The sequence below is a fragment of the Bacillus sp. FSL W8-0223 genome (genome assembly GCF_038006805.1).
Lineage (GTDB): Bacteria > Bacillota > Bacilli > Bacillales > DSM-4216 > Bacillus_O > Bacillus_O smithii.
Genome location: NZ_JBBOVX010000001.1, coordinates 609290 through 633488 on the forward strand (window position 1 = coordinate 609290; position 24199 = coordinate 633488).

Consider the following 24199-nt stretch of genomic DNA (forward strand, 5'->3'; position numbering starts at 1 on the left):
ATGGAAATCATCATGAATGCTTAGTAAGTTCCAGGTGTAAGGTTCTCCTAATTTATAAATAAAAATGAAAACCAACATAACAAAGATATATGACTAAAACAGTGAAAAATCCTTGTTCAATTGCACCGCCGGTACGAATGCCACCAGGTATACCAATTTCGATTTTTAAAGGCCATAAAAACTTAACTCCTTGTTTTGTGAGCATATCCAAGACCATATGACTGAACATTCCCATCAAGATACCCAATTCAATATCTTTAGGCCAGGAAGTTTGTTGGAATAAGAAGAATGCTAAAACTAAAAACAAAAGACTATGAGTAAAGGAGCGATGACCGAATACCGTGCTGATGATGTTGTCAATCAACGGCACCTTTCGGCCAATTAATGAACCGGTGTGATCAATATCCGGTATTAAAGCACCAAGAGCTAAACTACCAAAAAAAAGAGCTTCATGGCCAACGGCTCCTCCCAAGTTTAAATATAGAGCGCCTGCTGCTAAGCTCCCAACAATATGTGTTTTACCTTCCATTTTTCTCCCCTATTCTTTTAAACTATTTCCATAACTTAGTATGAATTAGCTTTTAAATGAAATCAACCAGGCTGATGTCTTCCTTCATCAAGGAGTCAACATGCCAACAAACCATTGGTTTAGGTTGGTCCAAAAACAAAAGACGATACTTTTCGGAAACAGCTCGTCAGTTTCATCAATTTATCTTCGAGTATTTCTCGAACATTTCTTCACGACTGAAAGAGATGCCGTAGTGCCAAAAGAAATGGCCGAGATCCCGTTTTGTCGAATAAAAAAACAGACTTGCCAAGTGTGGCGGGTCTGTTTTTCGTTCGTTGATCATGATGAATGATGATTCCATTGATCGAACAACAGAGCATGATCTTGAACTCCTATTCAACGTGTTCAATTGGAGACAAAAAGAGACACCGGTCTCGTTTTGTCTCTTTTTGTGTTGGCGAGAATTGCTCGATGCTTCATGTTGACGCTGATGATTTTTGGCACGCTTTTTGCAGTAAGAAAGGGTGAAGAAACAAGAATGAAGGAGGTTCAAAAAGATGAATGTGATTCAAGGCAAAGGAGTTGCTTTAACTCGGGAAAAAGCCAAATGGATGTATCAAAAAATGCTGGAAATTCGTGTATTTGAAGATAAGGTTCATGAAATCTTTGCACAAGGGAAATTACCCGGTTTTGTTCATTTGTATGCAGGCGAAGAAGCGATAGCGGTTGGGGTGTGTGCGCACTTAAGTGATAAAGATACGATTACAAGTACGCATCGCGGGCACGGCCACTGTATTGCCAAAGGCTGCGACTTGGATGGAATGATGGCGGAGCTTTTTGGAAAGATCACTGGGTTGTGCAAAGGGAAAGGTGGTTCCATGCACATTGCCGACTTAGATAAAGGAATGCTGGGGGCGAATGGAATTGTAGGGGGAGGTTATCCTCTTGCTTGCGGGGCTGCGTTGACAGCGAAGTATAAAAAGACGGAAGATGTAAGCGTTTGCTTCTTTGGCGACGGGGCCAATAATCAAGGAACTTTTCACGAAGGACTTAATTTAGCGTCTATTTGGAAGCTGCCGGTTGTTTTTGTAGCGGAAAATAACGGGTATGGAGAAGCGACGCCATTTGAATATGCTTCAAGCTGTAAACAAATTGTCGATCGCGCCATCGGCTACAACATGCCTGCCGTTCGCGTCGATGGGAAAGATGTGTTGGCTGTTTATCAAGCAGCGGAGGAAGCCATTCAAAGAGCACGCAACGGAGAAGGTCCAACGCTAATCGAATGTGTGACTTATCGAAATTACGGCCACTTTGAAGGAGATGCCCAAAAATACAAGACAGAAGAAGAGAAGAGAGAACACCTTCAAGAGCGGGATGCCATCGTTCTATTCAGAAAACATTTACTTAGTCAACAATTATTGTCAGAAAAAGAATTGGTGGAAATGGAAGAATCCGTAGAACAGGCGATAGAAAAGGCGGTTGAATTTGCTGAAAAAAGCCCGTACCCGGAGGCATCAGAGCTGTTAAAAGACGTGTATGTATCTTATTAAAAGAATGATAGGAGGCGGTATAGATGGTGAGAAAGATCAGTATGTCGAGTGCGATTAATGAAGCATTGAAGCTAGCGATGCGAAAAGATGAAAATGTCATTCTGTTAGGAGAAGATGTGGCTGGCGGTGCGGCTGTTGACCACTTGCAAGATGATGAAGCATGGGGCGGTGTATTAGGGGTAACGAAAGGATTAGTTCAAGAATTTGGCCGGGAGCGGATTTTGGATACTCCGATATCCGAAGCGGGATATGTAGGGGCGGCCATGGCCGCAGCGGCTACAGGATTAAGACCGATTGCCGAATTAATGTTTAATGACTTTATCGGAAGTTGTTTGGATCAAGTGCTGAATCAAGGGGCCAAATTCCGATATATGTTCGGAGGAAAGGCGAAGGTGCCGGTTACGATTCGAACAACTCACGGAGCAGGCTTTCGGGCGGCGGCTCAGCATTCTCAAAGCTTATATGCCTTGTTTACCAGCATTCCCGGCATTAAAGTCGTGGTTCCGTCCACGCCATATGATGCGAAAGGCTTGCTGCTTGCTTCTATTGAAGACGATGATCCGGTGATCTATTTTGAGGACAAGACATTGTATAACACGACCGGGGATGTTCCGGAAGGGTATTATACCATTCCATTAGGAAAGGCAGACATTAAACGGACAGGAAGCGACCTCACGATTGTCGCGATCGGAAAACAAGTTCATACAGCATTAGCGGCAGCGGAAGAATTGGCGAAAAAAGGATTGGAAGTGGAAGTGGTCGATCCGCGAAGCTTATCTCCGCTGGATGAAGACACGATTCTTTCTTCCGTGGCGAAAACCAATCGTCTTGTGATCATTGATGAAGCGAATCCAAGATGCAATGTGGCCACCGATATCGCTGCATTAATTGCCGATAAAGGGTTCGATACGTTGGATGCACCGATTAAACGGATTACGGCACCGCATACACCTGTGCCATTCTCTCCTCCGCTGGAAGACCTTTATCTTCCGACACCGGAAAAAGTAATAGAAGTGGTATCAGAATTAATAGGGGATCCGTCGCTTCTAAACGTGTAATCAAGCAAAAGAGAAAGGAGAGATAGAAAATGGCCGTAGAAGTGGTTATGCCGAAATTAGGAATGTCCATGAAAGAAGGGACCGTTTCCGTTTGGAACAAGCAAGCAGGCGATCCCGTCAAAAAGGGAGAGTTGATTGCCAGCATCAATTCAGAGAAAATCGAAATGGAACTCGAGTCTCCCGCAGATGGCACCATTTTAGATATTGTCGTACCGGAAGGAGAAGGAGTTCCTCCCGGAACCGTGATCTGCTATATCGGCGATGCGAATGAAAGCATCTCCAAAATCGAAAGAAACGTAGAAACAGCACAGACAGAAGTCGCTGCCACGGCAACGGCAACAAAAGTAAAAGAATCACAGCCTTCCGTTCAAACAGCAGCAAAAGAGAAAATCAAAATTTCTCCGGTCGCCAGAAAAATGGCGGAAGCCGCCAACTTAGATATTCGGACCATTCAAGGGACCGGACCAGGGGGAAGAATCACGAAAGAGGATGTTCAAAAAGCGATTGCAAACTCTTCTTTCGTGGAATCTCCGTCTACAAAGGAGCAAAAACCGGCTGAAACCATTACTCATAACATCGAGCCGACTAAGAAAGTTCCGGTTGCCGGCATGCGAAAAATCATCGCAGAGCGGATGCGAGGCAGCTTGCAAAACAGCGCCCAATTAACGTTAAACATGAAAGTGGATGTCACCGATTTGATCGCTTTGCAAAAACAATTAACTGGAACGGCACAAACCCATTATGAAACAAAGCTTACCGTGACGGACTTTGTGGCCCGTGCAGTTGTTCTTTCTCTTCAACAGCATAAAGAGATGAACAGCGCTTATATCAACGATCAAATTCATCTATTTGATTCGATTCATCTTGGAATGGCCGTTGCTTTGGATAAAGGATTGGTTGTCCCTGTGATTCGCAATGCAGAAAACCAATCGTTGATTCAATTAGCCCAAAATATCAAATCGCTGGCCAAGCGAGCACGCCAAGGACAGCTGAGCCATGAAGAGATGAAAGGATCCACGTTTACCATAAGCAATTTGGGTGCTTACGGAATTGAACATTTCACTCCGATTTTAAACCCGCCTGAAGCAGGAATTCTTGGGGTAGGAGCGACTTATGACACACCTGTCTATATAGGAGATAAACTGGAGAGAAGAACGATCTTGCCGCTTAGCCTTACATTCGATCATCGTGTGTTGGACGGAGCACCGGCCGCGGCCTTTCTCCGGACACTGAAACAATATTTAGAAGAGCCATTTACCGTGCTTTTATAGAAAGAAGGTGGAGTTCATGACCACATTAGCCATTATTGGAGGTGGACCTGCGGGATATGTGGCGGCGATTACGGCCGCCCAGCAGGGACAACAAGTCATTCTAATTGAGCAAGGACCTCTAGGAGGAACTTGCTTAAACGAAGGCTGCATGCCGACGAAATCTTTGTTGGAAAGTGCTGAAGTCTATGAGAAAGTCCGACATGCCGAAGACTTTGGAATCAGCCTTTCATCCGCTCAAGTAGGAGTAAATTGGAACCAAGTTCAGCAGCGGAAAAACCGAATTGTTCAAACGCTTGTTCAAGGGATTGGCTATTTAATGAAGAAAAATAGAATCCAAGTCAAAAACGGCACCGCTTCTTTTCTCACGGCCAATCGTTTACGCGTGGAGAATGAAAGCAGCCAAGAAATCGTGGAAGCGGATCGCTTCATTATTGCTTCAGGATCGGAGCCGATCAGTCTGCCGTTCGCCCCTTTTGATGGGGAGTGGGTCATTCACAGCGGGCAAGCCATGTCTCTTCCGTCGATTCCTTCTTCGCTTTTGATTATTGGCGGAGGAGTGATCGGATGCGAGTTTGCCAGTATTTATAGCCGCCTGGGAGCGAAAGTCACCATCGTCGAGATGGCCGAGCAGCTTCTGCCGGGGGAAGATGAAGATATCGCTTCGATTTTGCAGGAGCAATTGGAAAAGGACGGAGTGACCATCTATACTTCTACTTCTTTAAAAGATTTGAATGCGGATAAAAAGAAAGCGATCATTGAAAACCGAGAAGGAATTCGTGAACTAAGCGCGGATTATGTTTTAGTCTCCATTGGCAGAAAGCCAAGAACCGCGAATTTAGGGCTGGAGGATATCGGAATCGAATTTTCCAAACGAGGCATCGCAGTCAATGAACAGATGCAGACAAATATTCCTCATATTTATGCTTGCGGCGACGTCATTGGAGGAATTCAGCTCGCTCATGTAGCGTTTCACGAAGGGACCATCGCGGCTCTGCATTCCGGAGGACAAGAGGTGAAAGTAAACTATCGAGCGATTCCTCGCTGTATTTATACATCACCTGAAATTGCCGGAGTCGGACTGACAGAAAAACAAGCAAGAGAGCAATATGGCGATATTCGAGTTGGAGAGTTTCCTTTCACGGCCAATGGCAAAGCGCTCATACTCAACGAGCCGATCGGAAAAGTAAAAGTGATCGTGGAACCGCAATATCACGAAATAGTGGGAGTTTCGATTGTAGGTCCACGTGCGACAGAATTGATAGGACAAGGAACCGTCATGCTGCACGCTGAGATGACGGTCGACATTATGGAGGATTTAATAGAGGCCCATCCTACTTTGTCTGAAGCCATTCATGAAGCTTTGCTCAGTGCCGTGGGCCATGCGTTGCATGTATAGAGCGATTTCTCAAAACTTGCAAATATGGTTGTTTATTAAGGTTCAGCGAAAACGTCCATGAACTGAAGATCCTGTGGTACCGTGCCATGACGAAAATGGAGTTCTCTCATCCTACTATTTGGGGGGAAAGAAAAATGGAAAAACCCATTTTTACGGAAGTATTGCAGATTGGCATCGTTGTGGATGATTTGGATGCTTATATGAAAAGGTATCACGATGATTACGGTATAGGGCCTTGGTTAGTCTATGATTTTAACAAAGATACGGTTAGGAATATGACAATTTGTGGTGAAAAAGTCGATTACTCTATGAAAATCGCATTATGTGATGCGCATAATGTCCAATGGGAGCTCATTGAGCCTACCGATGACCGCAGCGTGTATGCGGAATTTTTGAAACAGCATGGCCCCGGTTTGCACCATGTTGCATTAGGAACGGAAAATCATGATGATGTAGTAAAAACGATGGCGGCAAGAGGAAATGATGTGATTCAAAGCGTGATTTTCCATAAAATCGGGTACACATACTTAAATACAACGAAAGACCTTGGCTTTATCGCGGAAATTTACCATATACCGGAAGGATTTGAGCTCCCCGCTCCGTTGCGAACTTATCCTCCGCAATCGTAAGGTGGCTTATGACGGTTTTGTCTAAATGGTCATTCTCTGTTTAGAAGAGAACAAGATGAGAAACCTGCGGTCGGGCTGCCCGTTCTCTTGTGTTTTGGGCAGGATGGGCGGCATTTTGAGAACTTCTCAATCAATAAGGAGGAAAACAAAAAATGAGCAGCTCTCCCAAAATCGCGCTTGTCACCGGAGCGGGCCGAGGCATAGGTCGAGCGATTGCTTTACGTCTTGCCCGTGACGGATTTCATGTTGTCATCAACGATATTCATTTGGAAAACGCCCAATCGGTGGTAGATGAAATAAAGAAACTGGGCAGAGAAAGTTTTGCCGTTCAAGCGGATGTAAGCAAAAGAGACGAAGTGTTTCAAATGGTGGACCAAGCGGTCAAACATTTCGGACAACTGGACGTCATGGTTTCCAATGCCGGCATTGCCCAAGTTAAGCCGTTGCTGGAAGTAACAGAAGAGGATATGAATAAAATCGTTCAAATCAATGTGTTTGGCGTTCTCTATTGTCTGCAAGCGGCAGCAGAACAAATGAAAAAGCAAAAAAGAGGGAAAATCATTCATGCGGCCAGCATTGCGAGCTATAAAGGATTCAGCCTTCTTGGCGCCTATTCGGCCACAAAATTTGCCGTTCGAGGCTTGACACAAGCTGCTGCCCAGGAGTTGGCGCCATTTGGGATCACCGTGAATGCCTACTGTCCCGGAATTGTCGACACTCAAATGTGGGACTTGATTGATGAAAAAATGGCGCATTATATGAATCTTAAAAAAGGAGAAGCTTTTCGGCAGTTTTCGGATGGCATCACCCTTGGACGGCCTGAAACACCGGAGGATGTCGCAAAGTTTGTTTCCTACCTTGCATCGGAGGATTCTGATTATATGACCGGCCAATCCGTCATGATCGATGGGGGTGTGATTTTTTCTTGAATGATTGGAATAAAAGCATTTTCCGAAAAAGCAGTTCAAAAAAGGGGACATGAAGATGTTGGTTCATGTCTTCTTTCTGCATGGAGATTTTTATATTGAAAGCGCTTAAGTTTTCTTCTATAATAATTTCGAATACTCCGAATAAACAAAAATTTCTCTTCGAAACCTATCCTTTTTCTGTTTCCTCATGTCGGTCTTTGCCAAAAGTATGGATTCTGTATATGATCATATTTCCAAATTAAGGAGGATATTATGTTTACAACAACCTGCAACTGGATTACATGGAAGCGTTTTGTAAACGAAGGAGTGCTGGATTCGTCTCGCTTAAACAAAAGAGTCATCGAATCTTGGTATCGTTGCAAGAACAATGACGTCAATCCATATTTGAGTAAAGGCCAACATGTTTTATCCAATGATTTGCTTGCCGCTCAAAAAGAAAAAAACTCCTTGCTCCTCGATATCGCTTTGCCTCATTTGAATCGAATGAAACAAGCCATGAAAGAATTGGAAATGATCGCTTTAATCATTGATCCGGATGGATATGTATTGTCGGTGGCAGGAAATCAAAGAATCCTTCACGATGCGCGAAAAATTAATTTTATGGAAGGCGCCCGCTGGACAGAGAAAGAAGTCGGAACGAATGCGATCGGAACAGCGTTAGAAATTGAAGAAGCGGTGATGATAAACGGCACCGAACATTATTCCGTCGCTTCCCATAATTGGACTTGTTCGGCTGCTCCGATTCGAAACGATGACGGCGCATTAATCGGCATCATCGATGTTTCTTGTCCGGTTGATCGTGCCCATCCTTTTATGTTGGGGATGGTAGCGTCTGTTTCTCATGCGATCGAACGGGAAATCAGCATACGTACTCATAAAAATGAGATCGAACTGGTCCATAGGAGCGTGGATTTCATGGATTCTCATCAACCCGTCATCGTTTGCAACGAGAAAAAAATCGTCGTGGCCGCAAGTAAACCGGTTCGTCAAAAAATACCTCACTGGGCCGGCAAGAAGGTCAATGAAATATTAAAATACGGATTTCGGATTCAAAAAGAAACCCCTGTCTTTTCCAATCAGCATAAAGGCTTCATCGGAACATGCATTTATTTGTCAGAACGAGCTGTCCAAAAATCCGATTCCGTTCCCATTGCTGCTTTTTCCACTCAACCGTTTGTGTTTCAAGGAGAGACTGGTACAAGCAAAGCGTTTCAAAACACATTAGAGGAAGTGAAGCGTGTCGCACCGACGGACGCAAGTGTTTATATATTAGGGGAAACGGGAACCGGAAAAGAATTGGTGGCTCGAGCGATTCATGAAAATAGCCCGCGGAAAAACGGTCCTTTTATTGCGATCAATTGCGGGGCGATTCCAAGAGAGCTGATGGAAAGTGAACTGTTCGGTTATGTGGAAGGAGCTTTTACAGGAGCAAAGCGCCAAGGATATAAAGGGAAATTCGAGCAAGCCAATAACGGCACGATTTTTCTCGATGAGATCGGAGAAATTCCTCCGGCTATGCAAGTGGCGCTCTTACGGGTTTTGCAAGAACGCAAAGTAACCCCCGTTGGAGGGACGAAAGAAATTTCTTTAAATATTCGCATCATTACCGCTACTCACCGAGATCTTCTCCAACTAGTCGAAGAAGGATCCTTTCGCAAAGATTTATATTATCGCCTTCATGTGTTTCCGATTCATGTTCCGCCGCTCCGGGAACGAAAAGAAGACATTCCACACTTAATTCGATACTATTGCGAAAAACACAACTGGAATACCGAATGGCCGGATGAAATATTGGAGCGAATGATGGACTATCATTGGCCGGGGAACATACGGGAACTGTTCAACGTATTGGAACGACTGCAAATTTTATTCCCATATGGAATAACGGATTCATCCCAAGTTTTGAACCTGTTAGACTCATTTGATATCCATCAGCGATTCACCGCTTCACCTTCGAAAGAACCCGATCAAGAAAGAATTGAAGAATCCACTTCCTTGACATTCCGCGAAAAAATTCAAAAAGACTTAATGATCGAGGCGTTACGAAAAACGAAAGGAAACGTATCTTTAGCCGCCAAATTGCTCGACATCCCAAGAAGCACATTTTACAAACGAATTCGGAAATTTGGTTTATAAGTCCTTTATCAAGGAACATGTCAAAAGGTTCCTTTTTTCTTTGGATAAAAAAGCAGAAATAAGGCGAGAAATACCGTCTTACTTAATTTCTAAAAAGCATAGAAAAGTAGAGAAGGTGCTCTATTCAAAAGGTAGCTTTTCAAAACGAAAGCAAAGAAAAAAGACTTACTAGCAGTCTAGTATGAAATTCATTCTATGTACCTCGGATACAACACACGGATTTTTATAAAAGTTTGGCCATATAATATTCGTCTACATACTCCCCATTCACAAGAAGGGAGTCTTTCTTTATTCCTTCTTTTTCAAACCCCATTTTGCTGTATAAAGAGATCGCTGCCCGGTTGTTCGTCATCACGGTTAATTCTAAACGGTGAATGTGATGTTCTCTAGCCCACTTTTCTAATGCCAAAAATAATCGGGTGCCGACGCCTTTCCCTCTGTATGATTCCAATATTCCGACGACAAGGTAGACCGAATGTCGGTTCCGTCTTGCCCCTCCGCCAATGGCGATCAAGTAGCCGATGAGGTCGCCTTCCTCTTCTGCAACGAATATGGTCGAATTTTCTTCTTCCTCCATCGCCACTATTCGGTATCGCTGCTGTTCAGGCGTCAGCCTCCTTTCTCCGGCCTCAAAAAGCATAAAATCGGATTCACTTTCCACTTGTAAAATCAAATTCACCAACTTTTCAGCATCATCAAGATCGATTTGTCGAATATGCAACTCATTCTCCCTCCAAACGATGAACTTTGACGAACTGATTTAGCCATTCAGACCTATCTCCCACAAAAATCGCTTATTATCCTTCTTTTGGCATTATTAACTTTATTTGTTACTGTATAAACAAGAGGTTAGTATGAATTTATAGAATTATAAAGGTTTCGATCTGCTTTTATCAAAATTTGTCGAATGATTCTGTCATTTTTGTAGGAATAAAGTATTATAATAAATTTGTCATAATAATCAGAATTAGTTGCATTTCTTCATTATCAGGAAAAAGTTATCTTATGTTCGATTTATTGGGAGGAATGTAAAATGAAACTTGTTAAACTAATTCTTAAAAATTTTCGAGGATACAAAAATTTTTCGTTAGATTTAAATCCAAATTTAAACGTTTTAATTGGGGAAAATGATGTTGGAAAAAGTACTATTCTAGATGCATTAAATATATTTTTTAATGACGATGCAAAGATTGATGTGAGTGATTGCAATATTTCTGCTGTTGAGAAAGTTATTGAAATAGGTGCGTGTTTTAGTATTGATGAAGGCGAATTAGTTATTTTAGATGCTTCAAATCCTACTTCTTTAAAGTCCGAGTATTTGTTAAATAAAAATAATCAGTTAGAGATTAGGAAAGTTATCAATGCTTCAGGGAAATCAATTAATAAAAGCAGTGTTTCGGTTTACTTAAATGCGTTTCAACCTATAATAACAAAAAAACCACTTATTACCTACAAACAAAAAGAACTTCAAGAGTTTATAAAGCAGTATGAGGATAAAATTGAAAACTATGAAAGTATCAATAAAACTAAAAAAGCAGATATGAGACAAGCATTATTTGCTTATTTAATTAATAAAGAAACAGAATTTAAAGAAATATGGATAGATATAAAGGATATACAGGACGAAAACTTAAAAACATGGGACAAGTTAAGAGATCAAATACCGTTTTACACGTTATTTCAATCTGATAGGGCAAATACGGATGGTGATAAAGAGGTCCAAGACCCAATGAAAGCAATTACTAAAGAGGTTCTGGCTGAACTTAAGGAAGATTTAGATAAAATAAAAAATGAAGTTGTCAGAAGAGTGGAAAAAATCGGGGAGGAAACAATTCAAAAATTGAAAGAATTTAATGAAGAGATTGCTAAACAATTAATAACTGTTCCTGACTTAAAAAGCTGGGACTCCCTTTTTAAATTTAGTCTTGATACAGATGAAGGTGTACCGCTTAATAAAAGAGGGAGTGGAGTCCGTAGATTAATACTTTTAAGTTATTTTAGATCGCAAGCGGAAAAAGATGCAGTGAAGAGTGGGAAGAGAAACATTATATATGCAATTGAAGAACCAGAGACATCACAACATCCTAATTACCAAAGAATGATAATTGATTCATTAATAAAAATTGCAAATAGAGCGTCTCATCAAGTATTTATCACAACTCATACCCCTGAAATTGCACAAATGGTCAATAAGGACTCTCTAATTTTGATTCAAAAAGATAATAAAGGTAATCCAAATGTTATTGTAGACGAAAAATTGAAAATGCAGAAAATCGCGAAAACTTTGGGTGTACTTCCATCTATTCATTCAAGAGTAGTAATCTGTGTTGAAGGTCCTAATGATGTTAATTTTCTTAAAAACATTAATCAAAGTGTCAAAGAATTTAAAGAAATAATTGATTTAAATGAAATGGACATTAGTATTTATGCGCTTGGCGGTAGTAAATTAAAAGATTGGGTGCACGAAGATTATTTTAGAAGATCAAATATAATAGAATTTCATTTGTATGATGGTGACGTTCCAAAATATAAAGAAGTAGTTAGAAAAATGAATGAAAAAAATGATGGAAGACGGTTTGGGGTTATTACAAGCTTACGTGAAATGGAAAACTATATACCACCTGTATTAATTGAAGAATATTTCGACTGTGATCTATCTGAGTATTTAGGTATGTGGGCTGATTTTGATGTACCGGGCTATTTGAAAAATACTTGTTTTGAACATATAAAAGATGATAATGAAAGAGAAATTGCAATTAAAAAGATTTTAAATGGTAGTTTAACAAAAAAAGTCACGGCTCAATTATTAAAAGAGCATGGTGTGTATGATGAAATAGAAAACTGGTTTAAACAAATAAAGGAAGTTTATGATAAAACCACTGGAGTCACTTCTAGTCGTACTATATCTCTATAAATTTGGGTTCAATGATACCACCCAAATTTTATCGAAATTTGTAGGATTAGAATAAACATTAAATAATCCCATCTATCTAACACATGGGGATTATTTAATGTTTACTTAGAAAAGGCCAACCAACAATTTAAGTTGACATTAAATCGTTTATTGATTGAAACGAAAAGGTGATCCAATTTGAAATATATTGGAAACAACAGGATTTCAGTGATTGGAATGAAATGGATATAAGGGAGGAATTTATTGCACCACTTTTAAGACAACTTGGATATGGAAAAGGAACGATTAACGATGTGATACGAGAAAAAACTCTAAAGTTAACTAATCCATACCATCGTATAGGTAGGAAAAAGGTGCAAGTTGATTATATACCAACAATTCGGTTAAAAAACTTTTGGATTATTGAAGCAAAGCCAGGAAATATAAATGAGATGTCGATGGGTGATTTACTTCAGGCCCATTTATATGCGATCCATCCTGAAATTCGAGCAAGGTATATTGTCTTAATAAATGGCTGGAAAATAAGGGTGTACGATGCGCTCACAGTTCAATCGTGGGAAGATTCTTTGCTAATTTGCACACCTGTTAACGCAGAGACGAATTTCAATACGTTAATAAATATGATAGGTGCAAAATCGATGTTGAGGTTTGCTCGTCAACAAATATTAAAGCAGATTGAAGATAGCTTCGCAGTAGAATTAGATGAAAAGGAAGTTGCACATTTTTTTACTCAAATCCAACAAAAGATTACTAGCCTGAAACAAAAAGTACACCATAATGCCAGAGAATTTGAAATAAATGCATGGAAAAAAGAGCAACAGGAAGCCGATCAACATTTGGTACAAATTTCTGATAACCATTTACTCATTTATATGGATATCCCGTCTAATAGTCAATTAAGAACACCAAATGAATATCTCCGTAGGATCATTGAAGCTGATGAGTCTGGTAGAACAAAATTAGTAGATCAACTTGTTATGCGGTGGCGTGGACGTCCGCATAATATTTTCAGAGTTCATTCACTTTATATTTTGTTTGAGTTATTGCGGCAAAAGGTAAAAGTAGGGACTTCGATTTACCACAGAGGTATAAAAGAAAGTTTTGAAGAACTAGCAAAAAAATATTGCATATTGGTCTACAAACAGTTTAAGTAACGCACTTTGCCATTTGGATAATACTTCCCTAAGAGTAGCAAAAAAACTTTCTCTAAAGTTTTCCATGCAACAATTGAAAGCAAAAGTTGCTGAGCTAAAACAATCGTTTCCGATTGAAGAAAAATTAACGCAAAGACCTAGTGTTGCAAAGTATATGATTACCCAAATTGATTTGACGGCAGAAATCTTTTGGCGTCTGTTCTCAGGTGGTTCACCTGATAAAGTATGGGATGGTATCTGGTTTCTACAATATATGGAAAAAATAATAGATGAGTATCCTGAACAATTATATCCAGATGGAGATGGTGATTTATTATTTTTTGAAAGCTATGGTAAAGGGTTTGACATTCTCATGAGTGGAACTTGGACTATATTAAATAGTGATTTGACATTATTAGAGAATCTCAGTATTGACAAAGAAATAATTGAATTCGCTACATTAGAAAGAAGTGAAATGCTTGCTAAAATTCCACAAGCAAAGCCTATGCCACCAAATTGGGAACCAGATAAAAGCTTATTGGATAAATTGATTTTTTTGGTGTCAACTGCCAACACCCGGATTAAGAAAAAAGACAATTAGGTTCGTTAACTACCCTGCCTTCGATGTGATGTTAATACTGAAATCGAAGGCATGCGGTGGTAGTTTTACTGATTCACCTCTTTACAATCGGGAACGGTGACTGTCACCACCCAGATTTTGTCGAGATTCGTAGAGTAAGAGAAAAGATTAGCTTGGTGCCTGTCACGACCCGAAGATTGATGAAAATTGATAGAAATAGAAAGTCATACCTTGGCCTCTGCCTTGTCTTTTTCCGGATCGGTGTTCTTCTGTTAAATAAGTGATTGAAACATGTGAAAATGTATCCGGCTGCAAAATCCTCATGGAATATATCGACCGCCGCTCGGGCGACCCGGGGCGTGCCTAGCTACCTCATCGTAAAAAATTGATGAAGAAACCAGCTGGAAGGACGAATATTTGTTGCAACCAATTATCGAAAGCGCGTGGAGATAGCATCAGTGGAAAGGTTAAGAAAGACCGGTCACCCTAGATAAGGGGATGATATTATACCTTCTGTGTAGACAGTGTGAAAATAATAAAAATGGACGCCGTTTTCTTTGTAAAATGGAAGTATCTATCACAGTACTTCCAATAACTGTTTATAGGAAAATAAAAATACAGAATGCTGCAGAGAATTTGGTTTAGCCCAACTTTACATGGAGAGGTGGGCATGCTGTTGTAAAAGAAATGAATAAATAAGACACTGAAGGGGTATAATGTTGCTAAAGGATTATTTGGTTTGTTTTCATGGAACCATTAAACGTCATGGAGAATATATTAAAAATAATGGAATAGATTTAGACAAAAGTCGGTTTGCGACTGATTTTGGTAAGGGATTTTATGTTACCAATAATCAAAAGCAAGCTGAGAAATGGGCTAAAATTAAACATCAAGATAATAATAATATTTTTTCGGATGAAGAAAATAAACCAGTAGTTGTTTATTTTACGATCAATATAAATGAGCTATCCTCTTTAAAAGGTTGTTATTTTAACGAAGTAAATTTAGATTGGAGTAATTTTATTCTGGAGTGCCGAAAAGAAGGAATGAATAATAGGATTTATCATCATCATGACTATGTGCTTGGACCGCTGGCTGATGGGAAAATGATGGCTTTATTAAGACGTGCCATCGATGGTAGAATAAATAATGAAGAATTTTTAGAGGGGATTATGCCAATATCATCGTCAAGTACACAACTATCATTTCACTCTGAAAGAGCTTTAAAGTGTATAAAATGTTTGGGGGTGAAGGAAATTGAATTTTGATAAATATTCATTTGATGAATTGGATATTGAATTGATTTTTTATATTCATGATGAACTGAAAAAGCGAATTGGTGATAAAGCAAAAGAAGCTATCATTGTCTCAGGATTTTTAAATCGCCTTCAAGAAGACCCTGTGTATGTGCATCATTATGACGAAGAATATTGGGCAGATTATATCCTATCGCGTTACGAAAAAAAAGAACTTTTGACTATTTAGAATAAATTTATGATTTGGTGCCTGACATACCCCAAATTTTTAAACAAATATCCTTGAAAAAGTAGAAAAGCTCTGTGGAGAGAGATCTCTGCGGATCTTTTTTTGTGAAATTATGACCTATGACTGTTGTAGGTAATTAAAGGATGAAGACTCTCTTCAAATTTTTGACTCATCATATTTGCCACTATCGATGGAGAGTTTAAACTCCCTGTTTGAATGTTTGGATGGTTCCTGATATTGCCAAATATATGGCTGGATTTGTAGAATAAGAGAAAGGAGAGTTTGTCACTGTAAGAAGTGAACGGCTCATTTTTTTGATTGAATATAATCCGCAATTTGAAAAATCCTAGAATCTTAATAGCAACTACATAAGCAGGGTGGCGGTTGGCCACTTCCCGTTGAAGGGAGGTGGAAATATGACGACATACGAAGCATTAAGTCTAGTCGCTCAATTCGGTCTAGTGCTGATAGGAGTGCTGACATTGATTGTTACTATGGTCGTCTATATAAACAAAAAGAAATAACCGTCCCCCTCGACCAAAGGCATGACGGTTATTTCACTGTCATAAAGGTCAGCCGCTCTTCTTGCGGCATGCAGTTGCACTGACCGGGTGTTCCCGCACCCAGTTTCTTTTATTCTATGTTGCTTTTGACTATAGTATACAGGAAATGTTGAATTATATTCAAGGGGGGTCTGACCCCATCAATAGTTTACAGTGGTAAAGGAATGGTGGCGAAGAAGATTGTAGTGGATTGAATTTAAGCCAGGCAAGCTGCGAAGCCTTTTATCATACATTTACGACAGAAGGTGTAAGTTCTTCTGTCTTTTTTTGTTTTTACGACATGATTTGACAATATTTTTTGCAGGGGCTAGTTAGGATGAAGTTAAAAGAATTTTTCGTGAAGTCTCCTTCTACATTTGGTCCAATTCACATGTTTTCTTTAATCATAATTTTATTGTAAAGAACAAATGGGGGGAAACATGATATATGAATCTTTTCTTTTTTTATTCTCTTCTTTTATTCTTATTTGTCGTATTTCTTGTATGGATAAAAGCGAATGAGTCTAAATGGATTGGCTCAATAGGGGAATATAGGGTTCGGAAGGAGATTGAAAAATTAGAGAAATCTTCACCCGGTAAGTTTAAGGCTTTTCATGACATTTACATTCCAAAAAAGGACGGTTCTTCTTCACAAATTGATCATATTCTTTTATCTGATCGTGGTCTATTTGTCATTGAAACGAAAAATTATAGCGGTTGGATTTTTGGAGATGAATCGTCCAAATACTGGACACAAGTTATTTACAAACGAAAAGAAAAGTTTTTAAATCCGATTTGGCAGAACAAAGGTCATATAAAAGCTTTAAAGGGATGGTTAGGAGAAGAGTTTTCGCATGTCCCTATTTACTCTATCGTTGTATTTATGCCGCGGGCTCAATTGAAATCGGGAATTCATTTTACCCAATCTCATGTGATTTATCCGAAACAGTTGAAAAAAGTGCTTGAGCAATATCGGACAAAAGCGATGGATCATGAAACAAAACGTTATTTAGCAGAAAAATTAAAAGCACTGCTTGTTAAGGATAATCCAAAAGAAAGAGAAATAAAAAAGAAGCACATTCAATCAATTCAAAACCATCAAAAACGGATAAAAGAACATGTCCGACAAAATCGTTGCCCGAAGTGTGGCGGCAGTCTTGTTTTGAAAAAAGGGAAATACGGGACTTTTAAAGCCTGCAGCAACTATCCTAAATGCAGATTTACAGAAAAAGTTTTATAGGCGGATCACTCCTGAGTTGCAATGGAATGAAATGTCTTTTATGTTGTCCCGGTGTGAAGACACGATACGTTTCTGAAACCAGCAGGAGGTTTTTGGGCTTTTTAGTGGAAATCACTGCAACTCGAAAGGGATTATTTGCAGCTTGAACAGCAGAAGCTTTGTGTGAAATTAAAAGAAAAAGAGGAGGAAAACAGGCAGGAAATTCGTTTGCAAAACATTATCCGAATCTGAAAAGGGTGGCTTTTTAATACAAAATGGGAGTGGCAAGACAATGGCCATCGCTCAACAAACGGACCTATATGCAAACTAAAGAAGACGGTGCAGTGGATATTGAAAGGATTATTGCTGAATGTAACGGGTGCTCGCCAACACTATGGTATTGTTTATATTGATGGTTCGGAAAAATCGAAAAATTATTATGTTCGTGTGTTAAAATAATGGATAGAAATGAAAGAAAAAGGCTAAAAAAAGGTCCGCTATTTTTAGAAGAGACAATTATAGGTGCGAATGTATAGCGCACATAAATTCCCTGGGAGATTCGCACCGAAATTACGAAGAATTTCTCCTAATTAATGGGAATTTTTGCGAACAGTTCTTTGTGTTGATAAAGAAAAAAGCGATTTTCGGATTGAAAAACCGCTTTTTCACCCTTAATTTTTCTGAAAATCGCTGTCGCACTCTACATGAGTGCGTGGATTGAAATTCATGTTTTGCTGTGCGTCGCGCCGAGTTATTTGTCGCACTCTACATGAGTGCGTGGATTGAAATTCCAATCGATCTGATAGAGTCAGTCCGCTTATTGGTCGCACTCTACATGAGTGCGTGGATTGAAATCCATTGCAGTTGTTGTATCGTAAACTTCTGTTGCTGTCGCACTCTACATGAGTGCGTGGATTGAAATATCCATTAGCGAAAACAATTAACGATTGATGAAGTCGCACTCTACATGAGTGCGTGGATTGAAATAAAAGCACGCCAGAGGGCTTAAAACTTTATCAAGCATGTCGCACTCTACATGAGTGCGTGGATTGAAATCCTTGCCCGTTAAAACACGAGAGACAGCGAATATGTCGCACTCTACATGAGTGCGTGGATTGAAATCTCACGTGCGGCTGCAATTAGCTTTTTGGTTTCGTCGCACTCTACATGAGTGCGTGGATTGAAATATTTCTCCCAAGGGTGGATCATCCTTTCTTTTTAGTCGCACTCTACATGAGTGCGTGGATTGAAATACCACGGTACTTGGATCGGGAAGCGATACGCGATAGTCGCACTCTACATGAGTGCGTGGATTGAAATCTAAGCGTGCTTAAATAGTTTCCTAATGGTTTTGTGTCGCACTCTACATGAGTGCGTGGATTGAAATAGTGGCAGTGCTCAAACAGGGGAGAGCCGTAAAGTCGCACTCTACATGAGTGCGTGGATTGAAATTTCTCGGTGGATAAAATTGAGTTGGAAGCTAATTAGTCGCACTCTACATGAGTGCGTGGATTGAAATTACCCACGAAATGGCGCTTAACATCCGTTGTGTCGTCGCACTCTACATGAGTGCGTCGATTGAAATTAGTATGAACCCCTATATTTTGATCTACGAAGGGGTCGCACTCTATATGAGTGCGTGGATTGAAATAAGGCAATCAGATTTTAAATCGTTCTAATCAAAAAGATCATTGAATTTTCATCGCTTTTCTGAAGTCGATATCAGAAGGGATCTCTCCGGATTCCATTAAGTCTTTTAAAGTTAACAATTTTAAAGTGATATCCGAACTATAGACTACGTCGGCAGAATATTCTTTATATACTTTGAAAGGTACATTGCGAATGACATAATGTTTTTGATCCATTTCCCACGAAATATCTTTTACCAATTTTGCTTCAGGAGCCATATGAAAACCTCCCTACATATTTGAGGTATTTTTTACTGCCATTATACTCCCTGCGTTCCATTTGTATACCGGTTTCAAAATGGGGGTCTGACCCCATCTGTTATTTAAAGCGATAAAGGATTAAAGTAATAAAGGGGTCAAGGAATGGTTGTGGGATTTGTTCTCACCTCGCTTGGAATTTTAAATTCATAGATTTACGACAGAAGCTGTCTGGGCGTCTGTCTTTTTTGTTTTTAAGACTGTTTGATATTTTTTTCAGGGACTGGTCTAAGCATAATAGGGTGCATGGGCATGACAGCCTTCTTATTTGCAAAGTCTTCCGCGTAGCCTTTGCTTTCATGCCCGTCAGGTTTCTTGAAAGTGGAAATAAATCAAATGCAAACGGTCTTAAAAACGCCTTTATGCAAAAAAAGTGACGATCCTCAACATGGTTGAAAAACCATTCGATTCGTAATATTTGAGACGCACAAAATATGCCTTCATCTATTAGACAAAATTCAAATGTTCGAAAAATATTCCGGATTTCGCAACAATTGTTCGAGTTCATTGCCGGGTAATGGACGACTGAAAAGATAGCCTTGGCCGATGGGACAAGAGTGTTTTGTTAGAAACCGCAGCTGTTCTTTCATTTCAATCCCCTCAGCAATGACGTTTAATCCTAGGTGAGAGGCCATGGTAAGAATCGTTTTGACAATCACCCCGTCATCTTGAAAAAGTTCTTCTATAAAAGAACGGTCAATTTTTAGTGTGTCAATGGTGAAGCGTCTCAAGCTTGCGAGTGAAGAGTACCCGGTTCCAAAGTCATCAATGGAAAGGGAAACTCCTAAAGATTTTAGTTTTTCTAATAAAGGAATGGCACTTTTAGGATCCTGCATCATACTCTCCGTAATTTCGAGTTCAATGTATTTTGGATCAAGGTTGCCTTCTTTTATAATTCTTTGGAGAGAATCCATAAATCGATTGGATTCAAATAAAAATGGCGACAAATTCACAGCTACATAAATAGGGGGAAGCCCTTTTTCGTGCCATTTTGCGATTTGTTCGCAAGCCGTTTTCAAAACCCATTCGGTAATCGGGACAATCAAGCCTGTTTCTTCCGCTAAAGGAATAAATTCCGAAGGGGGGATGATTCCCTCTGTAGGGTGATTCCAGCGAATGAGTGCTTCCACTCCTACCATTTTTCGCTTTTGCAAATCGACAAGCGGCTGATAATATAGAAGTAACTCTTCCTTTTGAATGGCTTGTCTTAAAGCCGTTTCCATTTTCATATTTTTGGATAAGACTTCATGGGTTTCGCTAGTGAAAAATTGAATAGAATTGTTTCCTTTTTCTTTTGCTCGATACATGGCAAAATCCGCTTTTTTAACTAATGTTTCAATATCTTGCCCGTCTTGAGGGGAAAGACTGACGCCGAAGCTGGCACTAAAAGAATAGGATTCCTTATGAAATAAAAAAGGTTTTTTTAATAGTACTTTCACCTTTCGAATGATGTCCATTACTTCGGATATGTCTTTATTTTTGACGACAATCGAAAACTGATCTCCCTCAAAACGATAAACGTTGCCAATCCCTTTTAAATGAATGGCCAGTCGCTTGGATATTGATTTGAGAAAGCGATCCCCCACCGAATGGCCTAGTGTATCCGTAATGTATTTAAAACGATCAATATCGAAGAAGATCAAGGCCATTTGGTCCGTTTTCTTTTTTTGGTTTAACCATGCACCTACTTCTTCGTTGAAGTAATGACGATTTGGGAGGCCGGTCAGACTGTCGTGATAGGCGTTAAACAGTAATTGTTCCTCTAATTTTTTTAAGTCTGTTATATCTTGGCGTATGGAAATGTATTGATAAGGTTTCCCTTCTTCATTTAAAAAAGGTACAATAGTGGTTTTTACCCAGTAGTATGTCCCGTCTTTCGCTTTATTTTTAATATCGCCTGTCCAAATATCCCCTTTTCCAATGGTTTCCCACATATTCTTAAAAAAGCTTTTTGAATGGTATCCTGAATTAAGAATCCGGTGATCTCGTCCGATTAATTCTTCTCGACTGTATTTCGAGATGTCGCAGAATTTCTGATTGGCATAAGTGATTTTTCCGGTATGATCTGTAATCGCAACAATAGTAGATTGATCCAAAGCATACTTAATGTCTAATAATTCTTTGATGCTGTCAGGTGACAGGCCTTGAAAAGCTTTCACGTCATGATTGGTTGAATCCATAAAATCCCTCTCTAATTCATTAAATTAGTTTTTTGTGACTTTGGTATGATTTTTTATTGGCTAAGTGAATTTTCATAAGCCTTAACCCTTGTATCAAGGAGTTTCATCGTAAAAAAAGAAGTATCCCCCACGTCTTGTATAACGGTAATTGGTGCAAAAACCTAAGAAGACTGGAGCGATACTTCCTATGCTATTATACAATAATATAGTATATTTTGGCATTCAAGAATTATGTGAAAGGCAATCTGTCCATGCGTTTGATGTATTGAACGAATTTTTGCCGGCGCATCAAATGAGCTGCGAACTGAATCTGTGATGATTGACCTAATTCTTTGAGTCTGTGTTTTTTAAAATGAAAAGATGAATTTAATCCGGAATCATTTTTCAAAAATTTCTAATAGAAAAAATAGACAAAAGTTTGTTGATCCTTTATAATCCCTATGGGAAAAGTACGCCAAGAATAAAAATCACTCTCGAGAGTTGGTGATAAATGTTGTATAAATTTAAAGGAAGGATTGTGGCATCCTCTTTAGTTCTTCTTTTACTCATTTTCATTCGAACAGCCGTATGGATGAAAATAGGACGAGTTCCTCATCTCATTCCAATCCCCGGCATCATCGCTTTAATCATTGCATGGTTGTTAGGAAGAAAATATGATGAAACCTTTTTCCTTTCAATGAAAGATCCTTTGACGGGATTGAATAATAGAAGATACGTTCATTTTATATTTCCGAAATTCATAAAAACAGCACAACGCAAAAAGAAAAAACTGGTTGTTTTTGTATATGATGTTGATGAATTTAAACAAATCAATGATCATTATGGTCATGAATACGGTGATCAAATACTCCTATCGGTTTCAAAAGTTTTGGAGAGTGATATAACAAAGCATGATGTCATTGCCCGTTGGGGAGGAGATGAATTTCTTGGCCTTTCCCTTTTTTCTGACCTTCATGAAATCAAAGCAAGAATAGATTCCCTTCAGTCGAAACTCAAGGAACTGGCCAAAAGTTTTGAAAAAAAGATTTCCGTTTCTGTTGGATATGCCGTTTACGGAGAAGATGGAAAACGATTGCACGATTTAATTGAAAAAGCGGATCAAAACATGTACAGAAACAAACACTCCAGAAAAACAGTGTAAGTATATAAGGAGAGCTTGGCACATTTTGAAATCGTTAGGAAGATCAATATTTTGGATGGACTGCAACAGGCGAGAAAGAAGGGGACATTTGTGATTGCACGGTATCAAGTCGATTAGAAATCCAGGTGACAATTTACCTTTTATACAGTAGACGGGGAGCGTTTTTAACTTCTATTTCTGTTTCAAGTTTGCATCGTTGATTGGTCAGTGGTGGCAAAGAAAAATGTACGATTTGAAAGCATATTTTGGAATGCCTTGAGCTTAAAGGGGTAAGTTGTGTTTGCTGTTTTGAAGAATCCCGATGCTGCAGTTTTTTTATCAGGAGGCTCTTGGTCAGCAATAAAATAGAATTGTATATTTATTATCAGTTTTGAAATTTAATTCCGTTGAGTATTTCACGGACAAAAGCAAGCGATGTTAGAAAAATAACAGCCTCTGCCGAAAAGGCAAGAGGCTGTTATGGCTTTTATTTGTCCGCCGGAAAGACAATGCCTGTTTGTTTCCGGGCTTTTTCTATAATTTCGATGGTAGTAAGTGAGTGTTGATGCGAATTGATCTCCGATTGTTGTTTGCCGTTTTGAATTAATTCGATAAATTCTTTTGCTTCGTAGTACATAGGATGATGGTCTTGAGTTTCGGTAATGTCTTCGATGCGTCCGTCGCGATAGCGAATTTCGACTTTTTGCGGCGTATGGATCGCATCGATGATAATGCTTCCTTCTTCTCCTTGAATTTCGGCAGGGATATAGGAATTCGAAATTTTGGAGTACTGAACCACCGCGTCCATTTCTCCATAGTCGAGAATGACGCTTCCTTCTCCATCCACACCCGTTTCCAGTTTAACACTGTTGGCTTTTACATTAAGAGGTTTCCCGAATAATACTACCATTGGATACAGGCAATAAACGCCAAGGTCCATTAAAGATCCGTTGGAAAATTGGGGGTTAAAGGCATTTAGCACCGTTCCTTGCTTGTATGCGTCATAGCGCGATGAATATTGGCAATAGCTGGCGAAATAGCGGCGTATTTTTCCGATTTTATGTATATGTTTGCGAATGGCTTGGAAATTAGGGAGTAGTGTTGTTTTCATCGCTTCCATTAGGACGACATTGTTTTGTTGGGCTGCTTCGATCATAGCTTGCACTTCTTTTGTATTGGAGGCCATTGGTTTTTCGCATATAACGTGTTTGCCGTGGTTCATCAGCAAAATGGCTTGTTCGGCGTGAAAGGAATTAGGGCTTGCAATATAAACAGCATCAATTTCATCGCTTTTTGCCATTTCTTCTAAGTTGGTAAAGGTCAGTTCAGCACCTACTTTTGCCGCAAATTCTTTTGCTTTCTCTTCAGTCCGCGAATACACAGCCTTTAAAGAAAAATCCGGCACTTCTTTGGCCGCTTTAATAAATTCCTCAGTAATCCAGTTCGTTCCAATGATCGCAAATTTTATCATCGTTTGTCACTCCTTCATGGCTAGAACATGCTACCAGCATTGTACCATATTTTAAGGGGCCTGACCCCTTTAAGCCATTAAAGGGGTCAGGCCCCATTTGGTATATTGATATAAATATCCTATTTTTCTGGGA

At 39.5% G+C, this 24199-nt stretch carries 20 protein-coding genes and 1 CRISPR repeat array; of the genes, 15 read left to right on the plus strand and 5 right to left on the minus strand.

The window, feature by feature from the left end; genetic code table 11:
• Positions 1 to 52: 52 nt before the first annotated feature.
• Entirely contained in the window at positions 53 to 529 is a 477-nt protein-coding gene (locus NST81_RS03230) for a metal-dependent hydrolase (RefSeq protein ID WP_327824555.1), read from the minus strand.
• Positions 530 to 1065: 536 nt separating this feature from the next.
• Here NST81_RS03230 and NST81_RS03235 point away from each other — a divergent pair.
• The 7 genes from NST81_RS03235 to NST81_RS03265 all read left to right on the plus strand — a co-directional run bounded on the left by NST81_RS03235 (position 1066) and on the right by NST81_RS03265 (position 9477).
• Positions 1066 to 2058, plus strand: a complete 993-nt coding sequence (locus tag NST81_RS03235; RefSeq protein WP_048622622.1) for a thiamine pyrophosphate-dependent dehydrogenase E1 component subunit alpha — start codon at positions 1066 to 1068, stop codon at positions 2056 to 2058.
• A gap of 23 nt (positions 2059 to 2081) precedes the next feature.
• Positions 2082 to 3116, plus strand: a complete 1035-nt coding sequence (locus tag NST81_RS03240; RefSeq protein ID WP_341028369.1) for an alpha-ketoacid dehydrogenase subunit beta — start codon at positions 2082 to 2084, stop codon at positions 3114 to 3116.
• Between the two features lie 29 nt (positions 3117 to 3145).
• Positions 3146 to 4387 carry a dihydrolipoamide acetyltransferase family protein gene (locus tag NST81_RS03245; RefSeq protein WP_341028371.1) on the plus strand — a complete coding sequence of 414 codons (1242 nt, stop codon included), beginning with the start codon at positions 3146 to 3148 and terminating at the stop codon, positions 4385 to 4387.
• A 16-nt stretch (positions 4388 to 4403) separates the two neighbouring features.
• The gene (lpdA, locus tag NST81_RS03250) at positions 4404 to 5783 is read left to right on the plus strand and encodes a dihydrolipoyl dehydrogenase (RefSeq protein ID WP_341028373.1); all 1380 of its coding nucleotides are present in this window, start codon (positions 4404 to 4406) and stop codon (positions 5781 to 5783) included.
• A gap of 134 nt (positions 5784 to 5917) precedes the next feature.
• Positions 5918 to 6412 carry a VOC family protein gene (locus tag NST81_RS03255; RefSeq protein ID WP_341028374.1) on the plus strand — a complete coding sequence of 165 codons (495 nt, stop codon included), beginning with the start codon at positions 5918 to 5920 and terminating at the stop codon, positions 6410 to 6412.
• A gap of 152 nt (positions 6413 to 6564) precedes the next feature.
• Entirely contained in the window at positions 6565 to 7341 is a 777-nt protein-coding gene (locus NST81_RS03260) for an acetoin reductase (protein ID WP_327802941.1), read from the plus strand.
• Positions 7342 to 7593: 252 nt separating this feature from the next.
• A complete protein-coding gene (locus NST81_RS03265) occupies positions 7594 to 9477 on the plus strand; it encodes a sigma-54-dependent Fis family transcriptional regulator (RefSeq protein WP_341028380.1) in 1884 nt (627 codons plus the stop codon).
• 223 nt (positions 9478 to 9700) lie between these two features.
• Here NST81_RS03265 and NST81_RS03270 read toward each other — a convergent pair whose 3' ends face one another.
• Complete coding sequence (locus NST81_RS03270; RefSeq protein ID WP_341028382.1) at positions 9701 to 10198, minus strand: GNAT family N-acetyltransferase; 498 nt, start codon at positions 10196 to 10198, stop codon at positions 9701 to 9703.
• Positions 10199 to 10510: 312 nt separating this feature from the next.
• Between NST81_RS03270 and NST81_RS03275 the strand changes: the two genes are divergently transcribed.
• From NST81_RS03275 to NST81_RS03305, 7 genes are all read left to right on the plus strand, one after another.
• Positions 10511 to 12391 carry an ATP-binding protein gene (locus tag NST81_RS03275; protein ID WP_341028385.1) on the plus strand — a complete coding sequence of 627 codons (1881 nt, stop codon included), beginning with the start codon at positions 10511 to 10513 and terminating at the stop codon, positions 12389 to 12391.
• A gap of 167 nt (positions 12392 to 12558) precedes the next feature.
• Positions 12559 to 13545 carry a hypothetical protein gene (locus tag NST81_RS03280; RefSeq protein ID WP_341028387.1) on the plus strand — a complete coding sequence of 329 codons (987 nt, stop codon included), beginning with the start codon at positions 12559 to 12561 and terminating at the stop codon, positions 13543 to 13545.
• 64 nt (positions 13546 to 13609) lie between these two features.
• Positions 13610 to 14125: a hypothetical protein gene (locus tag NST81_RS03285; RefSeq protein ID WP_341028390.1), complete on the plus strand. Its 516-nt coding sequence runs from the start codon at positions 13610 to 13612 to the stop codon at positions 14123 to 14125.
• 698 nt (positions 14126 to 14823) lie between these two features.
• Positions 14824 to 15372 (plus strand): DUF3990 domain-containing protein, encoded by a 549-nt coding sequence (locus NST81_RS03290; protein WP_341028391.1) that lies wholly within the window; start codon positions 14824 to 14826, stop codon positions 15370 to 15372.
• The gene (locus tag NST81_RS03295) at positions 15362 to 15589 is read left to right on the plus strand and encodes a hypothetical protein (RefSeq protein WP_171699588.1); all 228 of its coding nucleotides are present in this window, start codon (positions 15362 to 15364) and stop codon (positions 15587 to 15589) included. Before NST81_RS03290 ends, NST81_RS03295 begins: the two co-directional genes overlap by 11 nt.
• Positions 15590 to 16005: 416 nt before the next feature.
• The gene (locus NST81_RS03300; RefSeq protein WP_048622631.1) at positions 16006 to 16113 is read left to right on the plus strand and encodes a putative holin-like toxin; all 108 of its coding nucleotides are present in this window, start codon (positions 16006 to 16008) and stop codon (positions 16111 to 16113) included.
• Between the two features lie 465 nt (positions 16114 to 16578).
• Positions 16579 to 17370: an NERD domain-containing protein gene (locus NST81_RS03305; RefSeq protein WP_341028396.1), complete on the plus strand. Its 792-nt coding sequence runs from the start codon at positions 16579 to 16581 to the stop codon at positions 17368 to 17370.
• 671 nt (positions 17371 to 18041) lie between these two features.
• Positions 18042 to 19000: a CRISPR direct-repeat array (repeat unit 32 nt; unit sequence GTCGCACTCTACATGAGTGCGTGGATTGAAAT).
• 37 nt (positions 19001 to 19037) lie between these two features.
• Here the strand turns inward: NST81_RS03305 and NST81_RS03310 are convergent.
• Entirely contained in the window at positions 19038 to 19256 is a 219-nt protein-coding gene (locus tag NST81_RS03310) for a hypothetical protein (protein WP_327802980.1), read from the minus strand.
• A 497-nt stretch (positions 19257 to 19753) separates the two neighbouring features.
• Positions 19754 to 21475: an EAL domain-containing protein gene (locus tag NST81_RS03315; protein WP_341028398.1), complete on the minus strand. Its 1722-nt coding sequence runs from the start codon at positions 21473 to 21475 to the stop codon at positions 19754 to 19756.
• Positions 21476 to 21968: 493 nt separating this feature from the next.
• Here NST81_RS03315 and NST81_RS03320 point away from each other — a divergent pair, with 493 nt between their 5' ends.
• Complete coding sequence (locus NST81_RS03320) at positions 21969 to 22616, plus strand: GGDEF domain-containing protein (RefSeq protein WP_340396529.1); 648 nt, start codon at positions 21969 to 21971, stop codon at positions 22614 to 22616.
• Between the two features lie 466 nt (positions 22617 to 23082).
• Here the strand turns inward: NST81_RS03320 and NST81_RS03325 are convergent, their stop codons facing one another.
• Positions 23083 to 24066: a Gfo/Idh/MocA family protein gene (locus NST81_RS03325; protein ID WP_341028400.1), complete on the minus strand. Its 984-nt coding sequence runs from the start codon at positions 24064 to 24066 to the stop codon at positions 23083 to 23085.
• Positions 24067 to 24199 lie beyond the last annotated feature (133 nt).